This is a genomic window from Aeromicrobium sp. YIM 150415 (genome assembly GCF_016918125.1).
GTDB classification, from domain to species: Bacteria; Actinomycetota; Actinomycetes; order Propionibacteriales; family Nocardioidaceae; genus Aeromicrobium; species Aeromicrobium piscarium.
In genome coordinates this window covers 120,444-135,189 of sequence record NZ_JAERWM010000005.1, presented here as the reverse complement: position 1 = coordinate 135,189, position 14,746 = coordinate 120,444, and the positions used below count along the sequence as shown (strand labels likewise).

16 protein-coding genes are annotated in these 14,746 nt (G+C 67.8%); 7 read left to right on the top strand and 9 right to left on the bottom strand.

Annotation, left to right across the window (positions count from 1 at the left end; all coding sequences use genetic code 11):
- Positions 1 to 34: 34 nt before the first annotated feature.
- Genes JL108_RS04025 through JL108_RS04015 form a run of 3 tightly spaced genes read right to left on the bottom strand, consistent with a single transcriptional unit; the run spans position 35 to position 2,618 of the window.
- Positions 35 to 937: a heme A synthase gene (locus JL108_RS04025; protein WP_205197188.1), complete on the bottom strand. Its 903-nt coding sequence runs from the start codon at positions 935 to 937 to the stop codon at positions 35 to 37.
- The gene (locus JL108_RS04020) at positions 928 to 1,653 is read right to left on the bottom strand and encodes an ABC transporter permease (protein WP_240190609.1); all 726 of its coding nucleotides are present in this window, start codon (positions 1,651 to 1,653) and stop codon (positions 928 to 930) included. The genes JL108_RS04025 and JL108_RS04020 overlap by 10 nt, the downstream gene beginning before the upstream one ends.
- A gap of 44 nt (positions 1,654 to 1,697) precedes the next feature.
- Complete coding sequence (locus tag JL108_RS04015) at positions 1,698 to 2,618, bottom strand: ABC transporter ATP-binding protein (protein WP_307837187.1); 921 nt, start codon at positions 2,616 to 2,618, stop codon at positions 1,698 to 1,700.
- 71 nt (positions 2,619 to 2,689) lie between these two features.
- Here JL108_RS04015 and JL108_RS04010 point away from each other — a divergent pair, with 71 nt between their 5' ends.
- Positions 2,690 to 2,941, top strand: coding sequence for a PGF-CTERM sorting domain-containing protein (locus JL108_RS04010; RefSeq protein ID WP_205197186.1), 252 nt, complete (start codon positions 2,690 to 2,692; stop codon positions 2,939 to 2,941).
- A gap of 47 nt (positions 2,942 to 2,988) precedes the next feature.
- Positions 2,989 to 4,095 (top strand): ATP-dependent DNA ligase, encoded by a 1,107-nt coding sequence (locus JL108_RS04005; protein ID WP_205197185.1) that lies wholly within the window; start codon positions 2,989 to 2,991, stop codon positions 4,093 to 4,095.
- 93 nt (positions 4,096 to 4,188) lie between these two features.
- Here the strand turns inward: JL108_RS04005 and JL108_RS04000 are convergent, their stop codons facing one another.
- The 5 genes from JL108_RS04000 to JL108_RS03980 form a co-directional block, all read right to left on the bottom strand.
- Positions 4,189 to 5,085, bottom strand: a complete 897-nt coding sequence (locus JL108_RS04000) for an ABC transporter substrate-binding protein (RefSeq protein ID WP_205197184.1) — start codon at positions 5,083 to 5,085, stop codon at positions 4,189 to 4,191.
- On the bottom strand, positions 5,082 to 5,792 hold the full coding sequence (locus tag JL108_RS03995) for an ABC transporter permease (RefSeq protein WP_205197183.1): 711 nt from the start codon (positions 5,790 to 5,792) through the stop codon (positions 5,082 to 5,084). Before JL108_RS03995 ends, JL108_RS04000 begins: the two co-directional genes overlap by 4 nt.
- Positions 5,789 to 6,433: an ABC transporter permease gene (locus JL108_RS03990; protein WP_205197182.1), complete on the bottom strand. Its 645-nt coding sequence runs from the start codon at positions 6,431 to 6,433 to the stop codon at positions 5,789 to 5,791. Before JL108_RS03990 ends, JL108_RS03995 begins: the two co-directional genes overlap by 4 nt.
- The gene (locus tag JL108_RS20160) at positions 6,430 to 7,533 is read right to left on the bottom strand and encodes an ABC transporter ATP-binding protein (protein WP_205197181.1); all 1,104 of its coding nucleotides are present in this window, start codon (positions 7,531 to 7,533) and stop codon (positions 6,430 to 6,432) included. Before JL108_RS20160 ends, JL108_RS03990 begins: the two co-directional genes overlap by 4 nt.
- Before the next feature lie 73 nt (positions 7,534 to 7,606).
- On the bottom strand, positions 7,607 to 8,410 hold the full coding sequence (locus tag JL108_RS03980; protein WP_205197180.1) for an IclR family transcriptional regulator: 804 nt from the start codon (positions 8,408 to 8,410) through the stop codon (positions 7,607 to 7,609).
- 86 nt (positions 8,411 to 8,496) lie between these two features.
- On the opposite strand from JL108_RS03980, the gene JL108_RS03975 reads away from it, so the two are divergent.
- Complete coding sequence (locus tag JL108_RS03975) at positions 8,497 to 9,756, top strand: amidohydrolase family protein (RefSeq protein ID WP_205197179.1); 1,260 nt, start codon at positions 8,497 to 8,499, stop codon at positions 9,754 to 9,756.
- Here JL108_RS03975 and JL108_RS03970 read toward each other — a convergent pair.
- Positions 9,729 to 10,784, bottom strand: coding sequence for a DNA polymerase domain-containing protein (locus JL108_RS03970; RefSeq protein ID WP_205197178.1), 1,056 nt, complete (start codon positions 10,782 to 10,784; stop codon positions 9,729 to 9,731). The two genes, JL108_RS03975 and JL108_RS03970, sit on opposite strands and share 28 nt — an antisense overlap.
- A 206-nt stretch (positions 10,785 to 10,990) precedes the next feature.
- Between JL108_RS03970 and JL108_RS03965 the strand changes: the two genes are divergently transcribed.
- The 4 genes from JL108_RS03965 (at position 10,991) to JL108_RS03950 (ending at position 14,744) form a co-directional block, all read left to right on the top strand.
- Positions 10,991 to 11,674, top strand: coding sequence for a metalloregulator ArsR/SmtB family transcription factor (locus JL108_RS03965; protein WP_143912598.1), 684 nt, complete (start codon positions 10,991 to 10,993; stop codon positions 11,672 to 11,674).
- Positions 11,671 to 13,107, top strand: a complete 1,437-nt coding sequence (sufB, locus tag JL108_RS03960) for a Fe-S cluster assembly protein SufB (protein ID WP_205197177.1) — start codon at positions 11,671 to 11,673, stop codon at positions 13,105 to 13,107. The genes JL108_RS03965 and sufB overlap by 4 nt, the downstream gene beginning before the upstream one ends.
- Entirely contained in the window at positions 13,104 to 14,270 is a 1,167-nt protein-coding gene (gene sufD, locus JL108_RS03955; protein ID WP_205197176.1) for a Fe-S cluster assembly protein SufD, read from the top strand. Before sufB ends, sufD begins: the two co-directional genes overlap by 4 nt.
- A 150-nt stretch (positions 14,271 to 14,420) precedes the next feature.
- A complete protein-coding gene (locus tag JL108_RS03950) occupies positions 14,421 to 14,744 on the top strand; it encodes a non-heme iron oxygenase ferredoxin subunit (RefSeq protein ID WP_143912375.1) in 324 nt (107 codons plus the stop codon).
- Positions 14,745 to 14,746: the final 2 nt, after the last annotated feature.

Sequence of the window (14,746 nt, the reverse complement as noted above, 5' to 3'; positions counted from 1 at the left end):
AGCTCACCGCCCGGGGCGAGGGAAGGGGGAGGGGCTAGGCGAGCGTGTCGGCGTTCTCGCGCGAAGCGGGAGCCACCTGCAACACGAGGTAGGTGGTCGCAGCGAGCAGGATGGCGCCACCCACGAGATGCGCGGCCACCAGGCCGATCGGAAGTCCGGTGAAGTGCTGGACGTACCCGATCGCGCCCTGCAGAAGCTCCGCTGCCAGGACCATCCACGCGGCGCGCTGGACTCGATGCCCGCGCAACCGCCAGATCACGACGAGCGTCACCGCCACGAGCGCCCACACGGACAACGCGTGGATGCGACTCCAGAACTGCGGATCCAAACCATTGCGAGGAGCATCGGCATCGCCGGCGTGGGGACCACTGCCGGTGACGATGGTGCCGAGATAGATCGCGATCAGCAGCAGGCCGTAGGCGAGCAGCACGAGCCGTCGGGTGAGTTGGTCGACCGTCGAGCCGCCATCACCTCGCACGAGCACGAGCAGCACAGTCGCGGCGACCACGAGACCCATCGAGAGCAGCAGGTGCAGCGCCACCACCCAGGGGTTCAGCTGGGTGAGCACTGTGATGCCGCCGATGACGCCCTGGAAGGGGATGCCCACGCCGATGAGCACGGTGAGTTGCTTCATCGTCGTCGTGGCGCCGGCCCACCGCCATACGGCGAAGAAGGTGGCGATCGCGATGGCGATGAGCACATAGGTCAGCAACCGGTTGCCGAACTCGATCGCCCCGTGCCAGCCGAGGGACGAGTGCGGGACGAAGGACTCGTCGGTGCATCGCGGCCAGGTGGGACATCCGAGGCCCGAGCCGGTCAGTCGCACCAGGCCGCCGGTGAGGATGATGCCGATATTGGCGACGAGGGACGCCCAGGCCCACCCGACGACGGTCGACTGACGGATATCCGAGGTGCGGACGAGGTCCTTCACTCCCATGAGAAGCTCCTGGCGGTGGCGAGGCCGGCGACGGCGGTCCAACCGGCGAGAACAGCGATGGCGAGGAGCGGCGGGGTTCCGGCGGTGAAGGTCTCGCGCAAGCCCTCCCCGAGCGCTCCTGAGGGGAGCAGCATCAGGACACTCTGCGCGATATCCGGGTATCGATCGAGGGGTACCAGCAGCGCTCCGCCGACGAGCAGCACGACATAGACGAGGTTCGCGACGGCGAGCGTGGCCTCGGCGCGCAGCGTCCCGGCGATCAGCAGCGCGAGCGCACCGAAGGCCGCGGTGCCGAGCACGACCAGGACGACCGCCCAGAGCCAGGGCGTCACCCCGCGAGCGGGCTGCCATCCGAGCAGCAGGGCGACCGTGCTGAGCAAGGCGAGCTGGACGATCTCGACGATCACCACGGCACCCACCTTGCCCACCATGAGCCCCCAGCGCGGCAGCGGTGAGGCACCGAGCCGTTTCAGGACGCCGTAGCGGCGCTCGAAGCCGGTCGCGATCGCCAGTGACGTGAACGAGGTGGAGAGCACCGCGAGGGCGAGCACTCCGGGGGCGATGATGTCGATCGGACGTCCCGGGCCGAGGTCGACGATGCGACTCGACTGCGTGCCGGCGATCAGCAGGATCAGGGGGATGATGATCGTCAGGAGCAGTTGCTCGCCGTTGCGTGCGAGCAGTCGCAGCTCCATGAGCGTCTGTGCGCGGAGCATGGTGGCCCTCGGGGCCGCCCCGGGCGCGGGCGAGAGATCCAGGGTCACCGCAGGGCCTTTCCGGTGAGGTCGAGGAAGCGGTCCTCCAGCGAGCGTCGTTCCACGAGAACGGACTCGACCAGGACATCGTGCTCGCCGAACCATGCCGTGACCTGGGTCACGAGCCCGGGGGAGATGTCTCCGGTGACGACGTACTGACCGGGTACGGGCTCGTCCGCGGTGGTCGCCGGTGGCAGACACGCGGCCAGGGCGTGGGTGTCGAGCCCGGCCGGGGCCACGATGTGGAGGGTGTTGCGAGCGTCGGCTCCCGTGAGCTCGCGCGGGGTGCCCGCGGCGATCACCCGGCCGGAGTCGACGATGTAGACCGCGTCGCTGAGCTCCTCGGCCTCGTCCATGAAATGCGTGGTGAGCACGGTGGTGACACCCTGCTCGCGTAACTCGACGAGCAGATCCCAGGTGGCGCGGCGTGACTGCGGATCGAGGCCGGCGCTCGGCTCGTCGAGGAACAGCAGCTCCGGGCGGCCGACCATCGCCATCGCGAGGCTGAGCCGTTGCTTCTCACCGCCGGACAGGCGGCGATAGGCGGTGCGGGCGAAGGAGCCGATGCCCAATCGCTCGATGAGGGCGTCCGTATCGAGGGGGCACGCGTGGAGCGACGCCATGTGGCGCAGCATCTCCTCGGCTCGGACACCGAGCCACGCGCCGCCCGACTGCAGCATCACGCCCACGCGTGGGCGGAGCTCGGTGGCATCCGCTACGGGGTCGAGGCCCAGTACGCGCACCGTGCCCTGGTGGGGCCGTCGGAAGCCCTCGCAGGTCTCGATCGTGGTGGTCTTGCCGGCCCCGTTCGGCCCGAGGATGGCCGTGATGGTGCCGGTCTCGACCCTGAGCGAGAGCCCGTCGACGGCGGCGACATCGCCGTAGCGCATGACGAGGTCGCTGATGTCGACGGCGGGGTGTGGCACCCGGCCAGTCTAATGAGCGGGGTGAGCGAGCCATCGGCAGTGTCCGCAGTAGCGGAGGCTACCCTGTCGCGGTGCGTAAGACACGGCAAGTGATCAGCGTGATGGTGGCCGGCTTCGGCGCTGTCGTGGCGATTGTGGGCATGCTCGGAGTCGTCATCTCGGTGGTGATGCTCGTGGTCGAGTACACCAATGGCGAGGAATCAGAGCCGGCCGTGTTGTACCTCAGTCTGGTGCTGGCCTTGGTGGGCTGGGTGATCGTCCGACTGACCGGACGACGTCTGCGCGACGCGGCCTCCGCGGTGATGGATCTCCTGACCTGGTAGAGCAGCTTCCCACACTCAACAGGTTGGTGTCCCTTAGGTTGGGCGGCATGGATCTTCCGGTGATGCCTCCCGTCCGACCGATGCTGGCGAAGTCGGTGAAGGGCGTGCCCGCGGCCGACGCGATCGAGGGCGGCCTGGTCTACGAGCCGAAGTGGGACGGGTTCCGGGCGATCGTGTTCCGCGATGGCGACGAGATCGAGATCGCCAGTCGGTCGACCAAGCCGCTCACCCGCTATTTCCCGGAGGTCGTCACCGCGGTCCGCGAGCTGCTGCCCGAGCGCTGCGTCGTGGATGGCGAGATCGTGGTCGTGAGCGGGGATCGGCTCGACTTCGATCTCCTCAGCCAGCGGATCCATCCCGCTGAGTCACGGGTCACGTTGCTGGCCGAGCAGTGGCCGGCGCGATTGGTGGTCTTCGATCTGCTGGCGATCGGCGATGAGGATCTCACCGAGCAGCCCTTCTCGACCCGTCGCGAGCGGCTGGTGGCCGAGCTGGGCGGTGTCGGTGGTCCGGTCAGCGTCACGCGCGTTACCGCCGACACCGAGGAGGCCACCGAGTGGTTCGACCTGTTCGAGGGGGCGGGGCTCGACGGGGTGGTGGCCAAGCCGCTCGCCTCGGCCTACGCACCCAATGGACGGGTCATGCTCAAGGTCAAGCACGCCAGAACCGCCGATGTCGTCGTCGCCGGCTATCGCCTGCACAAGACCTCGACGCCCGAGCGGCCGCTGCTGGGATCGTTGCTCCTCGGTCTCTACGCCGATGACGGCCGTCTGCAGCACGTCGGCGTGGCGGCCTCGTTCACCGAGCAGCGACGCGAGGAGCTGATCGAGGAACTCGCGCCGCTCGTTGCGACGGTGGACGACGCGCACCCCTGGGCAGCGTGGGAGGACGAGGAGGCCCAGGCGTCCGGACGTCTGCCGGGCGGGCAGAGCCGATGGAGCGGTACTAAGGATCTCTCCTTTGTCCCGCTGCGTCCCGAACGGGTCGCCGAGGTCGGATATGAACACATGGAGGGCGAGGGTGATGGCGCGCGATTCCGGCACACGGCGCGGTTCAAGCGCTGGCGCGAGGACCGGGAACCGGAGTCCTGCACCTACGAGCAGCTCGAGGAGGTCGCCCGTTACGACCTCGCCGAGATCATGAGCCATCCCTGACCGCTGGGACAGAGACAGGACCGCGGTGGGTCGCCACCGAGCCGTTCGAGACCCTCGTCGGGCGACCCACCGTCGTGTCGTGCGGACGGAGGTTCAGCTCAGGTCCTGTTCGTCGAGCCAGGTCCGCACCACGAGATCGGCGTCGGAGTTCTCGACCGAGTACTCGTAGTTCATCTGCTGGAGGTCCTCGGTGGTCAGTGCCGCGCCGATATCGTCGAGCACGGCGAGGGCGTCGTCATCGAGTGCATCGGAGCAGTAGTACGGCGTCACCTGGTTCACGCCGAGGACACTCTCGGTGTCGTCCAGGATGACGAAGTCGTTCTCGGCCATCGCGGGGCTGGCCGTCTGCATCATCGCCACGTCGACATTGCCCCCGTTCAGAGCGCTGACGGTGATCGGGCCGGAGATGTCGCCGAGGACGTTGAATCCGGCGAACTCGATGTCGTAGACCTCGGCGAGACCGACGAGGCCATCCCATCGCGTCTCGAACTCGGGCGGACCGCCCATGGTCAGCTCGCCGGAGACGGGACCGAGATCGGCCAGCTCCGCCAGACCGTGCGCCTCAGCTGTCTCGGCGGTGACAGCCAGGGCGTTGTTGCTCTCCGCGGGGGAGGGGGTGCCGAACCCGGTTCCCTCGGGGAGGGCGTCCTCGAGCAGCTCGTTGACCTCGTCGGCACCGACGGCACCGTTCTCGGGATCGGCGAAGTTGAGCAGTGCCTGGTTGTACTCGGGCACCACGTGCAGGCCGCACGACTCGACCTGACCGAACAGCACCTCGCGCGAACCGATATTGGAGGTTCGGTCCACCTCGAAACCGGCGTCTTCGAGCCCTTGGGCGTACAGCTCACCGAGCAGCACGTTCTCGGCGAAGTTCGCTGAGCCGACGACGATCGCGCCGCTCTCAGAGGACTCGGAGAGCGGATCGGAGGCTCCGCAGGCCGTGAGGAGCAGACCGCTGACGGCGGTGAGGGCCAGGAGGGGGCGTTTCATAGGGATTCCTTTCGATAGGGACGGAGCCGGGTCAACGGGCGCGGACGACGCGCGACACCCGGCGAGACGACCAGCGCGGTGAAGAGGATCAGCGCGGCCTCGGTGAGGATCGCCAGAACCGCGACGAGGAGTGCGCCGCCCGCGACCTGGTCGAAGTTACGTGTGCTGAGGCCGTCGAAGACGAACCGGCCGAGCCCGCCGAGGCCGACATAGGCGGCGATCGTGGCGGTGGAGATCACCTGGATCAAGGCGAGTCGGACCCCTAAGAGCACCACCGGAACGGCCGATGGCAGTTCGACGGTCAAGGCTGTACGCCACCGTCCGAGGCCCATCGCGCGTGCGGCGTCCACGGCCGACCGATCCACGGTGCGGATGCCCTCGAAGGAGTTGACGAGCATCGGCGGCACGGCAATGGCGACGAGCGCGATGAGCGGGGGGATGAGTCCGATGCCGACCACGATCACCAGCAGCGTCAGCACGCCGAGGGTGGGGAGCGCCCGGATCATATTGGCCACGGTCAGCACGAGGATCTCGCCCCGGTCGCGGTGGCCGAGGTAGATGCCGAGGGGGATCGCGATGAGCGCCCCGATGGCCATGGCGAGACCGGTGTACTGAAGGTGTTCCAGCAGACGGGTGGGGATCCCGCCGCTACCGGACCAGTGTGCGGGATCGGCGAGCCAGTCGAGCATTCCGGCGAACGGGTTCATGCGTGACCCCCTCGGGGCAGCCAGGGCGTCATGCGACGTTGCAGCCCCACGAGTCCGAGATCGGTGATCGCGGCCAGTGCCGTGACCAGAACGATCCCGACCACGATCGGTGTCGCGAAGTAACGCTGGGTGCCGTCGACGAAGAGATCACCGAGTGACGAGATCCCGATCACCGAGGCCACGGCCACCATGCCGATATTCGACATCGTGGCGATACGAAGGCCGCCGAGGATGACGGGTGCCGCGATCGGGAGGTCGACGCCGATCAGTCGGTGCATGCCCCGGAACCCGAGGGCATCGGCGAAGTCGCGCACGGCGGGGTCGACGGAGCGGAGTCCGTCGACGACACTGCGCAACAGCAGGGACACGGTGTAGATGGTGAGCGGGATGATCGCCGTGAGCCGGCTGATCCCGGTGAAGGGCAGCAAGAAGATGAAGAGCACGACCGACGGCACGGCGAACAGGACCACGCTCAGCACCCATACCGGCGGATACAGGGCGCCCCATCGGACACAGGCGATGCCGAGCGGCACCGCGATGAGCAGCCCCAGCGCCACCGGCACGAAGGAGAGCAGCAGGTGTTCGACGGACAGCGAGCCGATCGACGAGGCGTTGCGCGATATCCAGGACCAGTCGATCATCGTGACGCCTCGCGCTGACGATCGAGGGCCCGTAGGGCACTCGCGTAGTCGACGACGCCGACGACCCGATCCTGGTCGTCGATGACGGGTGCGAGGTGACACGGCGACAGCAGCAGCGCATCGAAGACGGCGCGCAGGCTGTCGCTGGCCAGGCGGACGGTGCGCCGGCAGTCGACGAGGTGATCGCCGGCGCCGGGAGGCCGCCAGCCCTGGCAGCGCCCTTCGTCGTCGATCACCAGCTGCCAGCCGTCGAGGTCCTCCGGTGGCGTGAACGGCTCGATATCGCGGGCCGGCAGGAGCGACGACCACTTGACGCCGGCATCCGATCCGACGAACTCGTCGACGAAGTCGCTCGCCGGATCGGTGAGGATCTTCGCCGGCGTACCGACCTGGGCGAGCCGCCCCGTCGTGAAGACCGCGATCTGATCGCCCAGCCGCACCGCCTCGTCGATGTCATGGGTGACGAAGACGATCGTCTTCTCGATATCGCGCTGGAGTCGGAGCAACTCCTCTTGAAGCTCGGCGCGGACGACGGGGTCCACGGCGGAGAAGGGCTCGTCCATCAACAACACGGGGGGATCCCCGGCGAGGGCGCGGGCGACTCCGACGCGTTGCCGCTGTCCTCCGGACAATTGATAGGGATAGCGCTTCGCGAGATGCTGATCGAGGCCGACGCGCTCCATCAGCTCGAGAGCCTGCCGGCGTGCCTCTCTGCGAGGGGTCCCGAGCAGCCGGGGAACGGTGGCGATGTTCTCCACGATCGTGCGGTGGGGGAACAGTCCCGCGTCCTGGATCACGTATCCCATCCCACGCCGCAGCTCCGTGAGGTCCATCGCGTGGATATCGCGACCCCCGAGCGAGACGGTGCCGGTGCTGGGAGCCACCGTTCGGTTGATCATCCGCAGGGTCGTGGTCTTCCCGCAGCCTGACGGGCCGACGAAGACGGTGATCTGTCCGGCGGGGCATTCGAGGTCGAGGGACTCCACTGCGGGAGTCCCGTCGTCGTAGATCTTGCTGACGCCCTCGAAGGCGACCGATTGGCCGCGTCGGGTGCCAGCGGATGAATGGATAGAGGAGAGATGCGGTGAAACCGCCGTCATGGGCAACCTTTCCGTCGGCCGTTCTGGGCCGACGGGCCACCAGTGTGCCTACATGGCGGTCATAATGCAACCGCTATTCGGTCGCCCGCGATTGTTCGCGGAGGCGCTCCGCCGACCGGTGGAGCTGTTCTACGAGGCCGGAACGCATGGCTTCGGCGAGGCGCACCGTGGGCAGATAGACCGAGAGGAGGCCCACGAGCCGAGCGTGTCGGTCGCGCACGGCGACCCCCACCCCCGCGAGCCCCTCCTCGATCTCGTCCACGACGGTCGAGTGCCCGAGTGAGCGCACCTCCTCGACAGCGCGAGCCAACTCATCGACGCCCGTCTTCGTGGCGCTGGTGAACTGCTCTCGACGCAGATGCTGCAGAGCCGTGCGGGCCTCAGCCGGGTCCAGTTCCGCGAGTAGCATGCGGACCGTTCCTGACGCGGGGCTGGTGAGCAATGGTTCGGACCAGCTTGGCACCGCGCCGACGATGCGAGGGCACGGCACCTGGTCCAGTACGCGAGCGGAGAGCGCGTCGACCGGGACGGCGATCATGGCGGCTTCGCGGAAACGGGCCGACAGCTCGTTCAGGATCGGACGCGCCCGTGCGGCGAGAGCGCTCGTGCTGTCCACGCCCGCCGCGAGGCGCGAGATCGTGGGGCCGAGCACCCACTGCCGGCCACCGCGCGGACGGGCGGCCGCCCCGACATCGAAGAGCGATGCGAGCAAACGGGCGACGGTCGAGCGCGGGAGGCCGGTGGCTTTCGCGAGCTCGGCGACCGATGCGCCCGTCTCGTGCACTGCCAGGGCCTCGAGAACCTCGAAGGCGCGAGCCAGCGACGTATTGCGGCCCGTCCCCTGCAGGAGGTCCACCGTGTCGTCTGCGGTCGTCATGGGACGACTGTACGATACGAATTTGACGACCGCTATACGGTCATTCTACGGTCACATAGTGGTTGTAGTAGATGAGAGGACCTCGTGTGACTGCTGAGCAATTGGTGCTGTGGAACGCCCACCTGGCCGATGCCGAACGCCCCCTGGACGACACGCGCTGGAGCGTGACGATCGTGGGCGATCGGATCCACGCCGTGCACCCGATCGACGGCGCCGAGCGGCCCGTGGATGCGATCGATCTGGACGGTGCCTCCATCGCACCGGGCATGATCGACGCGCATCTGCACGCGCTGAGCGGGGAGATCGTCCGCAACCCGGGCTTCGGACCGCCGCCGGAGCTCAAGGGTGGCGAACCCCGTCCCCGTGAACTCGGCTACTTCGTGCTGGCCGCACTCGCCAAGGCGATCGTGGAATCGGGCTTCACCACGGTGCGCGATGTCGGCAGCGACGACCTCGAGGGGGTGGCGCTCCGGCAGGCGGTCGATCTCGGCATCGTTCCCGGCCCGCAGGTGCTCAGCTGCGGGCGCATCGTGTCGGCGACGTCACCGGGGGGAGTGCTCTTCACGCCGATGTACCGACAGGCCGACGGCCCGCACGAGGTGCGCAAGGCGGTCCGAGAGCAGATCCGCGACGGAGCGGACTTCATCAAGATCATGGCGACCGGCGCGCGATCGGTCGAGCGTGAGAATCCCGAGCCCGCCCAGCTGACGCGGGAGGAGATCGCCGTGGCCGTCGAGGAGGCCCATCGTCTCGGTCTCCGAGTCGCCGCCCACGCCGAAGGGCTCACAGGGACCCGGATCGCCGTCGAGGAGGGCGTGGACACGATCGAGCACGGACTCGCCGTTCATCGCGACCCGGCCCTGCTCGAACTCATGGCCGAGAAGGGGACCACGCTGGTGCCCACGCTCTCGACCTTCCACGATCTCGCCGAACGATTCCCCGAGAGTTTCCCGCAGGTACTGGTCGACCAGGCCAAGAGGCAGCTGGAGGAGGCGTACCAGTCCGTCGCTGCCGCGCGGGCGGCCGGCGTTGCCATCGCACTGGGCCACGACAGTGGTCCTCCCGGCGATGCGGCGATCGAGCTCATCCGTCTCGTCGACGCGGGTCTCACCCCACGAGAGGGCCTCGATGCCGCGACGCGCTCGGCCGCCCTCGCTCTCGGCTTGGAGGACCGCGGCCTGGTCGCTCAGGGGCAGCGGGCAGACCTCGTCATCATCGACCGCCACCCGCTCCGCGACATCAGCGTGCTCCACGATCGCGCGGCACTCCGCGGCGTCGTCAAGGCCGGTGACGTGGTGTATGCGCGGTCCGCCGAGGATCAATCGTTGCGGGCCTTGGAGGGCTGAACCCGCCGGGGCTCGCCGGGCATCTTGGGGTAGTCCGGGGGATAGGGCATCTCGCCCTCCCCGTTCTCCTCATCGCGGGCGTACCACTCCAGCAAGGTCTCCAGGCTGAACGCCTCGTCGTCGATCGAGGACCAGGCATCGGGGCGTCGCTCCAGCAGCGCCGGCACGGTCGTGAGGTTCAAGGTCCGGGGATCGTCGAGGTCGAACAGCTCGTCCCAGGTCAGAGGTGTCGAGACCGGCGCCCCGGGCTTGGGGCGCAGGCTGTAAGCGCTGGCGATCGTGCGGTCACGCGCGTTCTGGTTGAAGTCGACGAAGATCCGCTCGCCTCGCTCCTCCTTCCACCAGGCCGTCGTGACCCGGTCGTCGCGGCGCGACAGCTCGCGCCCGAAGGCGAGCGCCGCGTGGCGGACGTCGGTGAACGTCCATCGCGGTTCGATCCGGACGAAGACGTGCACACCGCGGTTGCCGCTGGTCTTGGCGAATCCGCGCATCCCGATCTCCTCCAGCAGCTCCTTGGCGCTGCGGGCCACCCGCTGCGCATCGTGGAAGTCCGTGCCCGGCTGCGGGTCGAGGTCGATACGCAGCTCATCGGGGCGATCGACGTCCGCGCGGCGCACCGGCCAGGGATGGAAGGTGATCGTGCCCATGTGGGCCGCCCAGGCTGCGACGGCGATCTCCGTCGGGCAGATCTCATCCGCGCGGCGTCCCGAGGGGAAGTTGATCCGCACCGTCTCGACGTAGTCGGGCGCGCCTTTGGGAACACGCTTCTGATAGAAGGCGTCGCCGTGGTTGTCCTGGCGCGTCGACAGCTCCATACCCTCTCGGACGCCTTTGGGCCAGCGTTCGAGTGTCGTGGGACGCTCACGGAGCGCGCGCATGAGCCCGTCACCGACACGCACGACGTACTCGACGACCTCGAGCTTGGTGATGTCCGGTGTGAGATCGGTCGCTTCGAAGATGACGCGATCGGGGCTCGAGACGCGTACCTCGCGTCCACCGGCGTCGACATGTGCGGCAGGACTGGCCATGCCTCACGATAGCGTCGCGGGCGCGCTCCCGGGCTGTATCGCCGGCGCGGTGGCGATGGGTCGTCGACGCCGTCGCCGCTGGGCGGAACCGGCGGGAGACCTCCACGGCCGAGACGCGGTTGAGGAAGGACGGCCGTGGCGACGGGTAAGGCCATCCTTCGTTGAATGGCAGGAATGAATAACGGCACACTGGTGTTGTGAAAAACATGCAGACACCGGAGGCGACGTCGTCGAACGACGATGCCCCGACGCGTCTGCGGGTGGCCGAATCCCTCCTGGCGCACGGAGCGTCGACCGCCGCGAGCCTGGCCGAGCACCTGGATCTCACGCCTGCCGCCGTCCGCCGCCACCTCGACGCTCTCCTGGAGCAGGGCCTCATCACCGCCCGCGAGGAACGGATCGTCGGCCAACGCCGTCGCGGCCGACCGGCTCGCGTCTTCGTGCTCACCGATGCCGGACGCGACCAGTTCACCCAGGGCTACGACGATCTCGCCGCCGAAGCGCTGCGATACCTGCACGCCACCGGCGGCGATGACGCCGTCAAGGCCTTCGCCCGGTTCCGGCTGGCCGGACTCGAGGAACGCTATCGAGGTCTGCTCGCCTCGGTCGATACCACCGAGGAGCGTGCTCAGCTCCTCGCCCATGCTCTGACCGAGGACGGCTTCGCCGCCTCCGTCAGCAGCTCGCCCGCGGGCGAGCAGATGTGCCAGCACCATTGCCCCGTCGCGCACGTGGCGGGTGAGTTCCCCCAGCTCTGCGATGCCGAGACCGAACTCTTCGCCGAGCTGCTGGGCACCCATGTCCAACGGCTCGCCACGATCGCCCACGGCGATGGTGTGTGCACCACCCATCTTCCGAAAGCCCCCACATCAGAGAGGGTGTCGTCATGACCACGACGCACGAGACCAACCAGATCGAGGAGCTCAATCCCGGTCTGAAGGAGGTCGGCAACTACGAGTTCGGCTGGGCCGATCCCGATGTCGCCGGCGCGAGCGCGAAGCGCGGCCTGAATGAGTCGATCGTCCGCGACATCTCGGGCAAGAAGGACGAGCCCGACTGGATGCTCCAGCGGCGGTTGAAGGGACTCAAGCTCTTCGAGCGCAAGCCCATGCCGACGTGGGGTGCCGATCTCACCGGCATCGACTTCGACAACATCAAGTACTTCGTGCGCTCCTCGGAGAAGCAGGCCCAGAGCTGGGAGGACCTGCCCGAGGACATCAAGAACACCTACGACAAGCTCGGCATCCCCGAGGCGGAGAAGCAGCGCCTCGTCGCCGGCGTCGCCGCGCAGTACGAGTCCGAGGTCGTCTACCACTCGATCCGCGAGGACCTCGAGGCCCAGGGCGTGCTGTTCCTGGACACCGACACGGCCCTCAAGGAGCATCCGGAGATCTTCGAGGAGTACTTCGGCACCGTCATCCCGACCGGCGACAACAAGTTCGCCGCGCTCAACACGGCGGTGTGGTCCGGCGGATCGTTCATCTACGTGCCCAAGGGCGTCCACGTCGACATCCCGTTGCAGGCCTACTTCCGGATCAACACCGAGAACATGGGCCAGTTCGAGCGCACCCTCATCATCGCCGACGAGGACTCGTACGTGCACTACGTCGAGGGTTGCACCGCGCCGATCTACTCCAGCGACTCGCTGCACTCGGCGGTCGTCGAGATCATCGTCAAGAAGAACGCCCGGGTGCGGTACACCACGATCCAGAACTGGTCGAACAATGTGTACAACCTGGTCACCAAGCGCGCCACCTGCGAGGAGGGCGCGACGATGGAGTGGATCGACGGCAATATCGGCTCCAAGGTGACGATGAAGTACCCGGCCGTCTACCTGATGGGCGAGCACGCCCGCGGTGAGACGCTGTCGATCGCCTTCGCCGGCGTCGACCAGTACCAGGACACCGGCGCCAAGATGGTGCACGCCGCGCCGCGCACCTCGAGCTCGATCCTGTCCAAGTCCGTCGCCCGCGGTGGCGGTCGCACGTCCTACCGCGGTCTGCTGCAGGTGCTGGACGGTGCGGAGCACTCGGCCAGCACCGTCAAGTGTGATGCCCTGCTGGTCGATCAGATCAGCCGCTCGGACACGTACCCCTATGTGGACGTCCGCGAGGACGATGTGACGCTCGGGCACGAAGCCACCGTCTCCAAGGTCAGCGAGGACCAGCTCTTCTACTTCATGTCGCGTGGCATGGAGGAGGACGAGGCGATGGCGATGATCGTGCGCGGCTTCGTGGAGCCGATCGCCCGTGAGCTGCCGATGGAGTATGCCCTCGAGCTCAACCGCCTCATCGAACTGCAAATGGAGGGCGCTGTCGGATGACCGCCACTGTCGACAACTTCTCGAGTGCACTGGAACTGGAGCACGTCGAGTCCCACCTGCACCCCGAGCCGTCGTACGACGTCGAGGCCCACCCCAAGCCCACCGGCTTGGAGGAGATCTGGCGCTTCACGCCGCTCAAGCGGCTGCGCGGTCTGCTCGAGGGCCCGGCATCGGACACGCGGCTCGCGCGGGCCGAGGAGCTGCCCGACGGCGCGAGCCTGAGCGTGATCTCACGTGAGCAGGCCAAGGAGCTCGGTGGCATCGCGCCGCTGGACCGCCTTGCGGCCCTCGCCGTCGAGAACGCGCCCGAGGCCACATTGCTCGCGATCGACGGCGAGCTCGATGCCCCGGTGCGGCTCAACTGGTCCGGCGGTGCCGCCGATCAGGTCGTGTGGGGCCACACGGTCGTCAAGGTCGCTCCGTTCGCCAAGGCCACGGTGCTGCTCGACCATGTCGGCAGCGCCACCTACGGCAGCACCGTCACGTACCTGGTGGGCGATGGAGCACAGCTCACGGTGATCAGCCTCGCCGACTGGGAGGACGACGCCGTGCACGCCGTGCAGAACGGGGTGTCGGTCGGCCGTGACGCGCAGGTGCGGTTCTTCGAGTTCACGCTCGGCGGCGATCTCGTCCGTTCCTCGACCAATGTCGACTACCGGGGCACGGGTGGCAGCGCTGAGCTGTTCGGTGTCTACTTCGCCGACGCCGGCCAGCACCTCGAGCACCGGCAGTTCGTCGATCACACCGCCCCCAAGACACGCAGCAATGTCGTCTACAAGGGCGCGCTGCAGGGTCAGGACGCGCACACCGTGTGGATCGGCAATGTGCTCATCCGCAAGGTGGCCGAGGGCATCGAGACCTTCGAGCAGAACGACAACCTGGTGCTCACCGACGGGTCCAAGGCCGACTCGGTGCCGAACCTGGAGATCGAGACCGGCGAGATCGCCGGGGCCGGCCATGCCTCGACCACCGGTCGCTTCGACGACGAGCACCTGTTCTACCTGCAGAGCCGCGGCATCGAGGAGACCGAGGCCCGCCGCCTCGTCGTCCACGGCTTCTTCAATGACATCATCCGCCGGATCGGCGTCGCGGACCTGCAGGAGCGGCTCACCTCGGCGATCGAGGACGAGCTGGCGACCGTCGTCGGTCGCCTGGAGTCCTGAGGAGCGCGCTGTGTCATTTGATCTCGATACGCGCCGCCCGCTGAGCGGACGACGCTACTCGATCACCGAAAGGGAGCTGCGCCGTGTCATTTGATCTCGATACGCCGCTCGTACCTCGCGGCTACTCGATCACCGAAAAGGAGCTGCGCCGTGTCATTTAGAGAGGCCGCTCCGCTGGGCGACGTGCCGGAGGGCGCGGCGCTCGGCATCGAGGTCGACGGCGTCGATATCGCCCTGGTCCGCCAGGGGGACGACGTCTATGCCATCCAGGACTGGTGCTCGCATGCCGAGATCCCGCTGTCGGACGGCGATGTGGAGGGGTGCACGATCGAGTGCTTCCTGCACGGCTCCCGTTTCGACCTGCGGACCGGTGAGGCGCTGAGCCTCCCGGCCACCGAACCCGTCCCCGTGTACGCCACCAAGATCGAGGGAGAGACCGTCTGGGTCGATCTCCCCACCGAAAGCGAGAACTGAGA

What these genes read in the sequence shown, in the direction of transcription:
- JL108_RS03990 (WP_205197182.1), bottom strand. Translation starts at nt 6,433, where the DNA reads ATGATCGACTGGTCCTGGATATCGCGCAACGCCTCGTCGATCGGCTCG.
- JL108_RS04020 (WP_240190609.1), bottom strand. Translation starts at nt 1,653, where the DNA reads ATGCTCCGCGCACAGACGCTCATGGAGCTGCGACTGCTCGCACGCAAC.
- sufD (WP_205197176.1), top strand. Translation starts at nt 13,104, where the DNA reads ATGACCGCCACTGTCGACAACTTCTCGAGTGCACTGGAACTGGAGCAC.
- JL108_RS04025 (WP_205197188.1), bottom strand. Translation starts at nt 937, where the DNA reads ATGGGAGTGAAGGACCTCGTCCGCACCTCGGATATCCGTCAGTCGACC.
- JL108_RS03995 (WP_205197183.1), bottom strand. Translation starts at nt 5,792, where the DNA reads ATGAACCCGTTCGCCGGAATGCTCGACTGGCTCGCCGATCCCGCACAC.
- JL108_RS03965 (WP_143912598.1), top strand. Translation starts at nt 10,991, where the DNA reads ATGCAGACACCGGAGGCGACGTCGTCGAACGACGATGCCCCGACGCGT.
- JL108_RS04005 (WP_205197185.1), top strand. Translation starts at nt 2,989, where the DNA reads ATGGATCTTCCGGTGATGCCTCCCGTCCGACCGATGCTGGCGAAGTCG.
- JL108_RS03980 (WP_205197180.1), bottom strand. Translation starts at nt 8,410, where the DNA reads ATGACGACCGCAGACGACACGGTGGACCTCCTGCAGGGGACGGGCCGC.
- JL108_RS20160 (WP_205197181.1), bottom strand. Translation starts at nt 7,533, where the DNA reads ATGACGGCGGTTTCACCGCATCTCTCCTCTATCCATTCATCCGCTGGC.
- sufB (WP_205197177.1), top strand. Translation starts at nt 11,671, where the DNA reads ATGACCACGACGCACGAGACCAACCAGATCGAGGAGCTCAATCCCGGT.
- JL108_RS04000 (WP_205197184.1), bottom strand. Translation starts at nt 5,085, where the DNA reads ATGAAACGCCCCCTCCTGGCCCTCACCGCCGTCAGCGGTCTGCTCCTC.
- JL108_RS03970 (WP_205197178.1), bottom strand. Translation starts at nt 10,784, where the DNA reads ATGGCCAGTCCTGCCGCACATGTCGACGCCGGTGGACGCGAGGTACGC.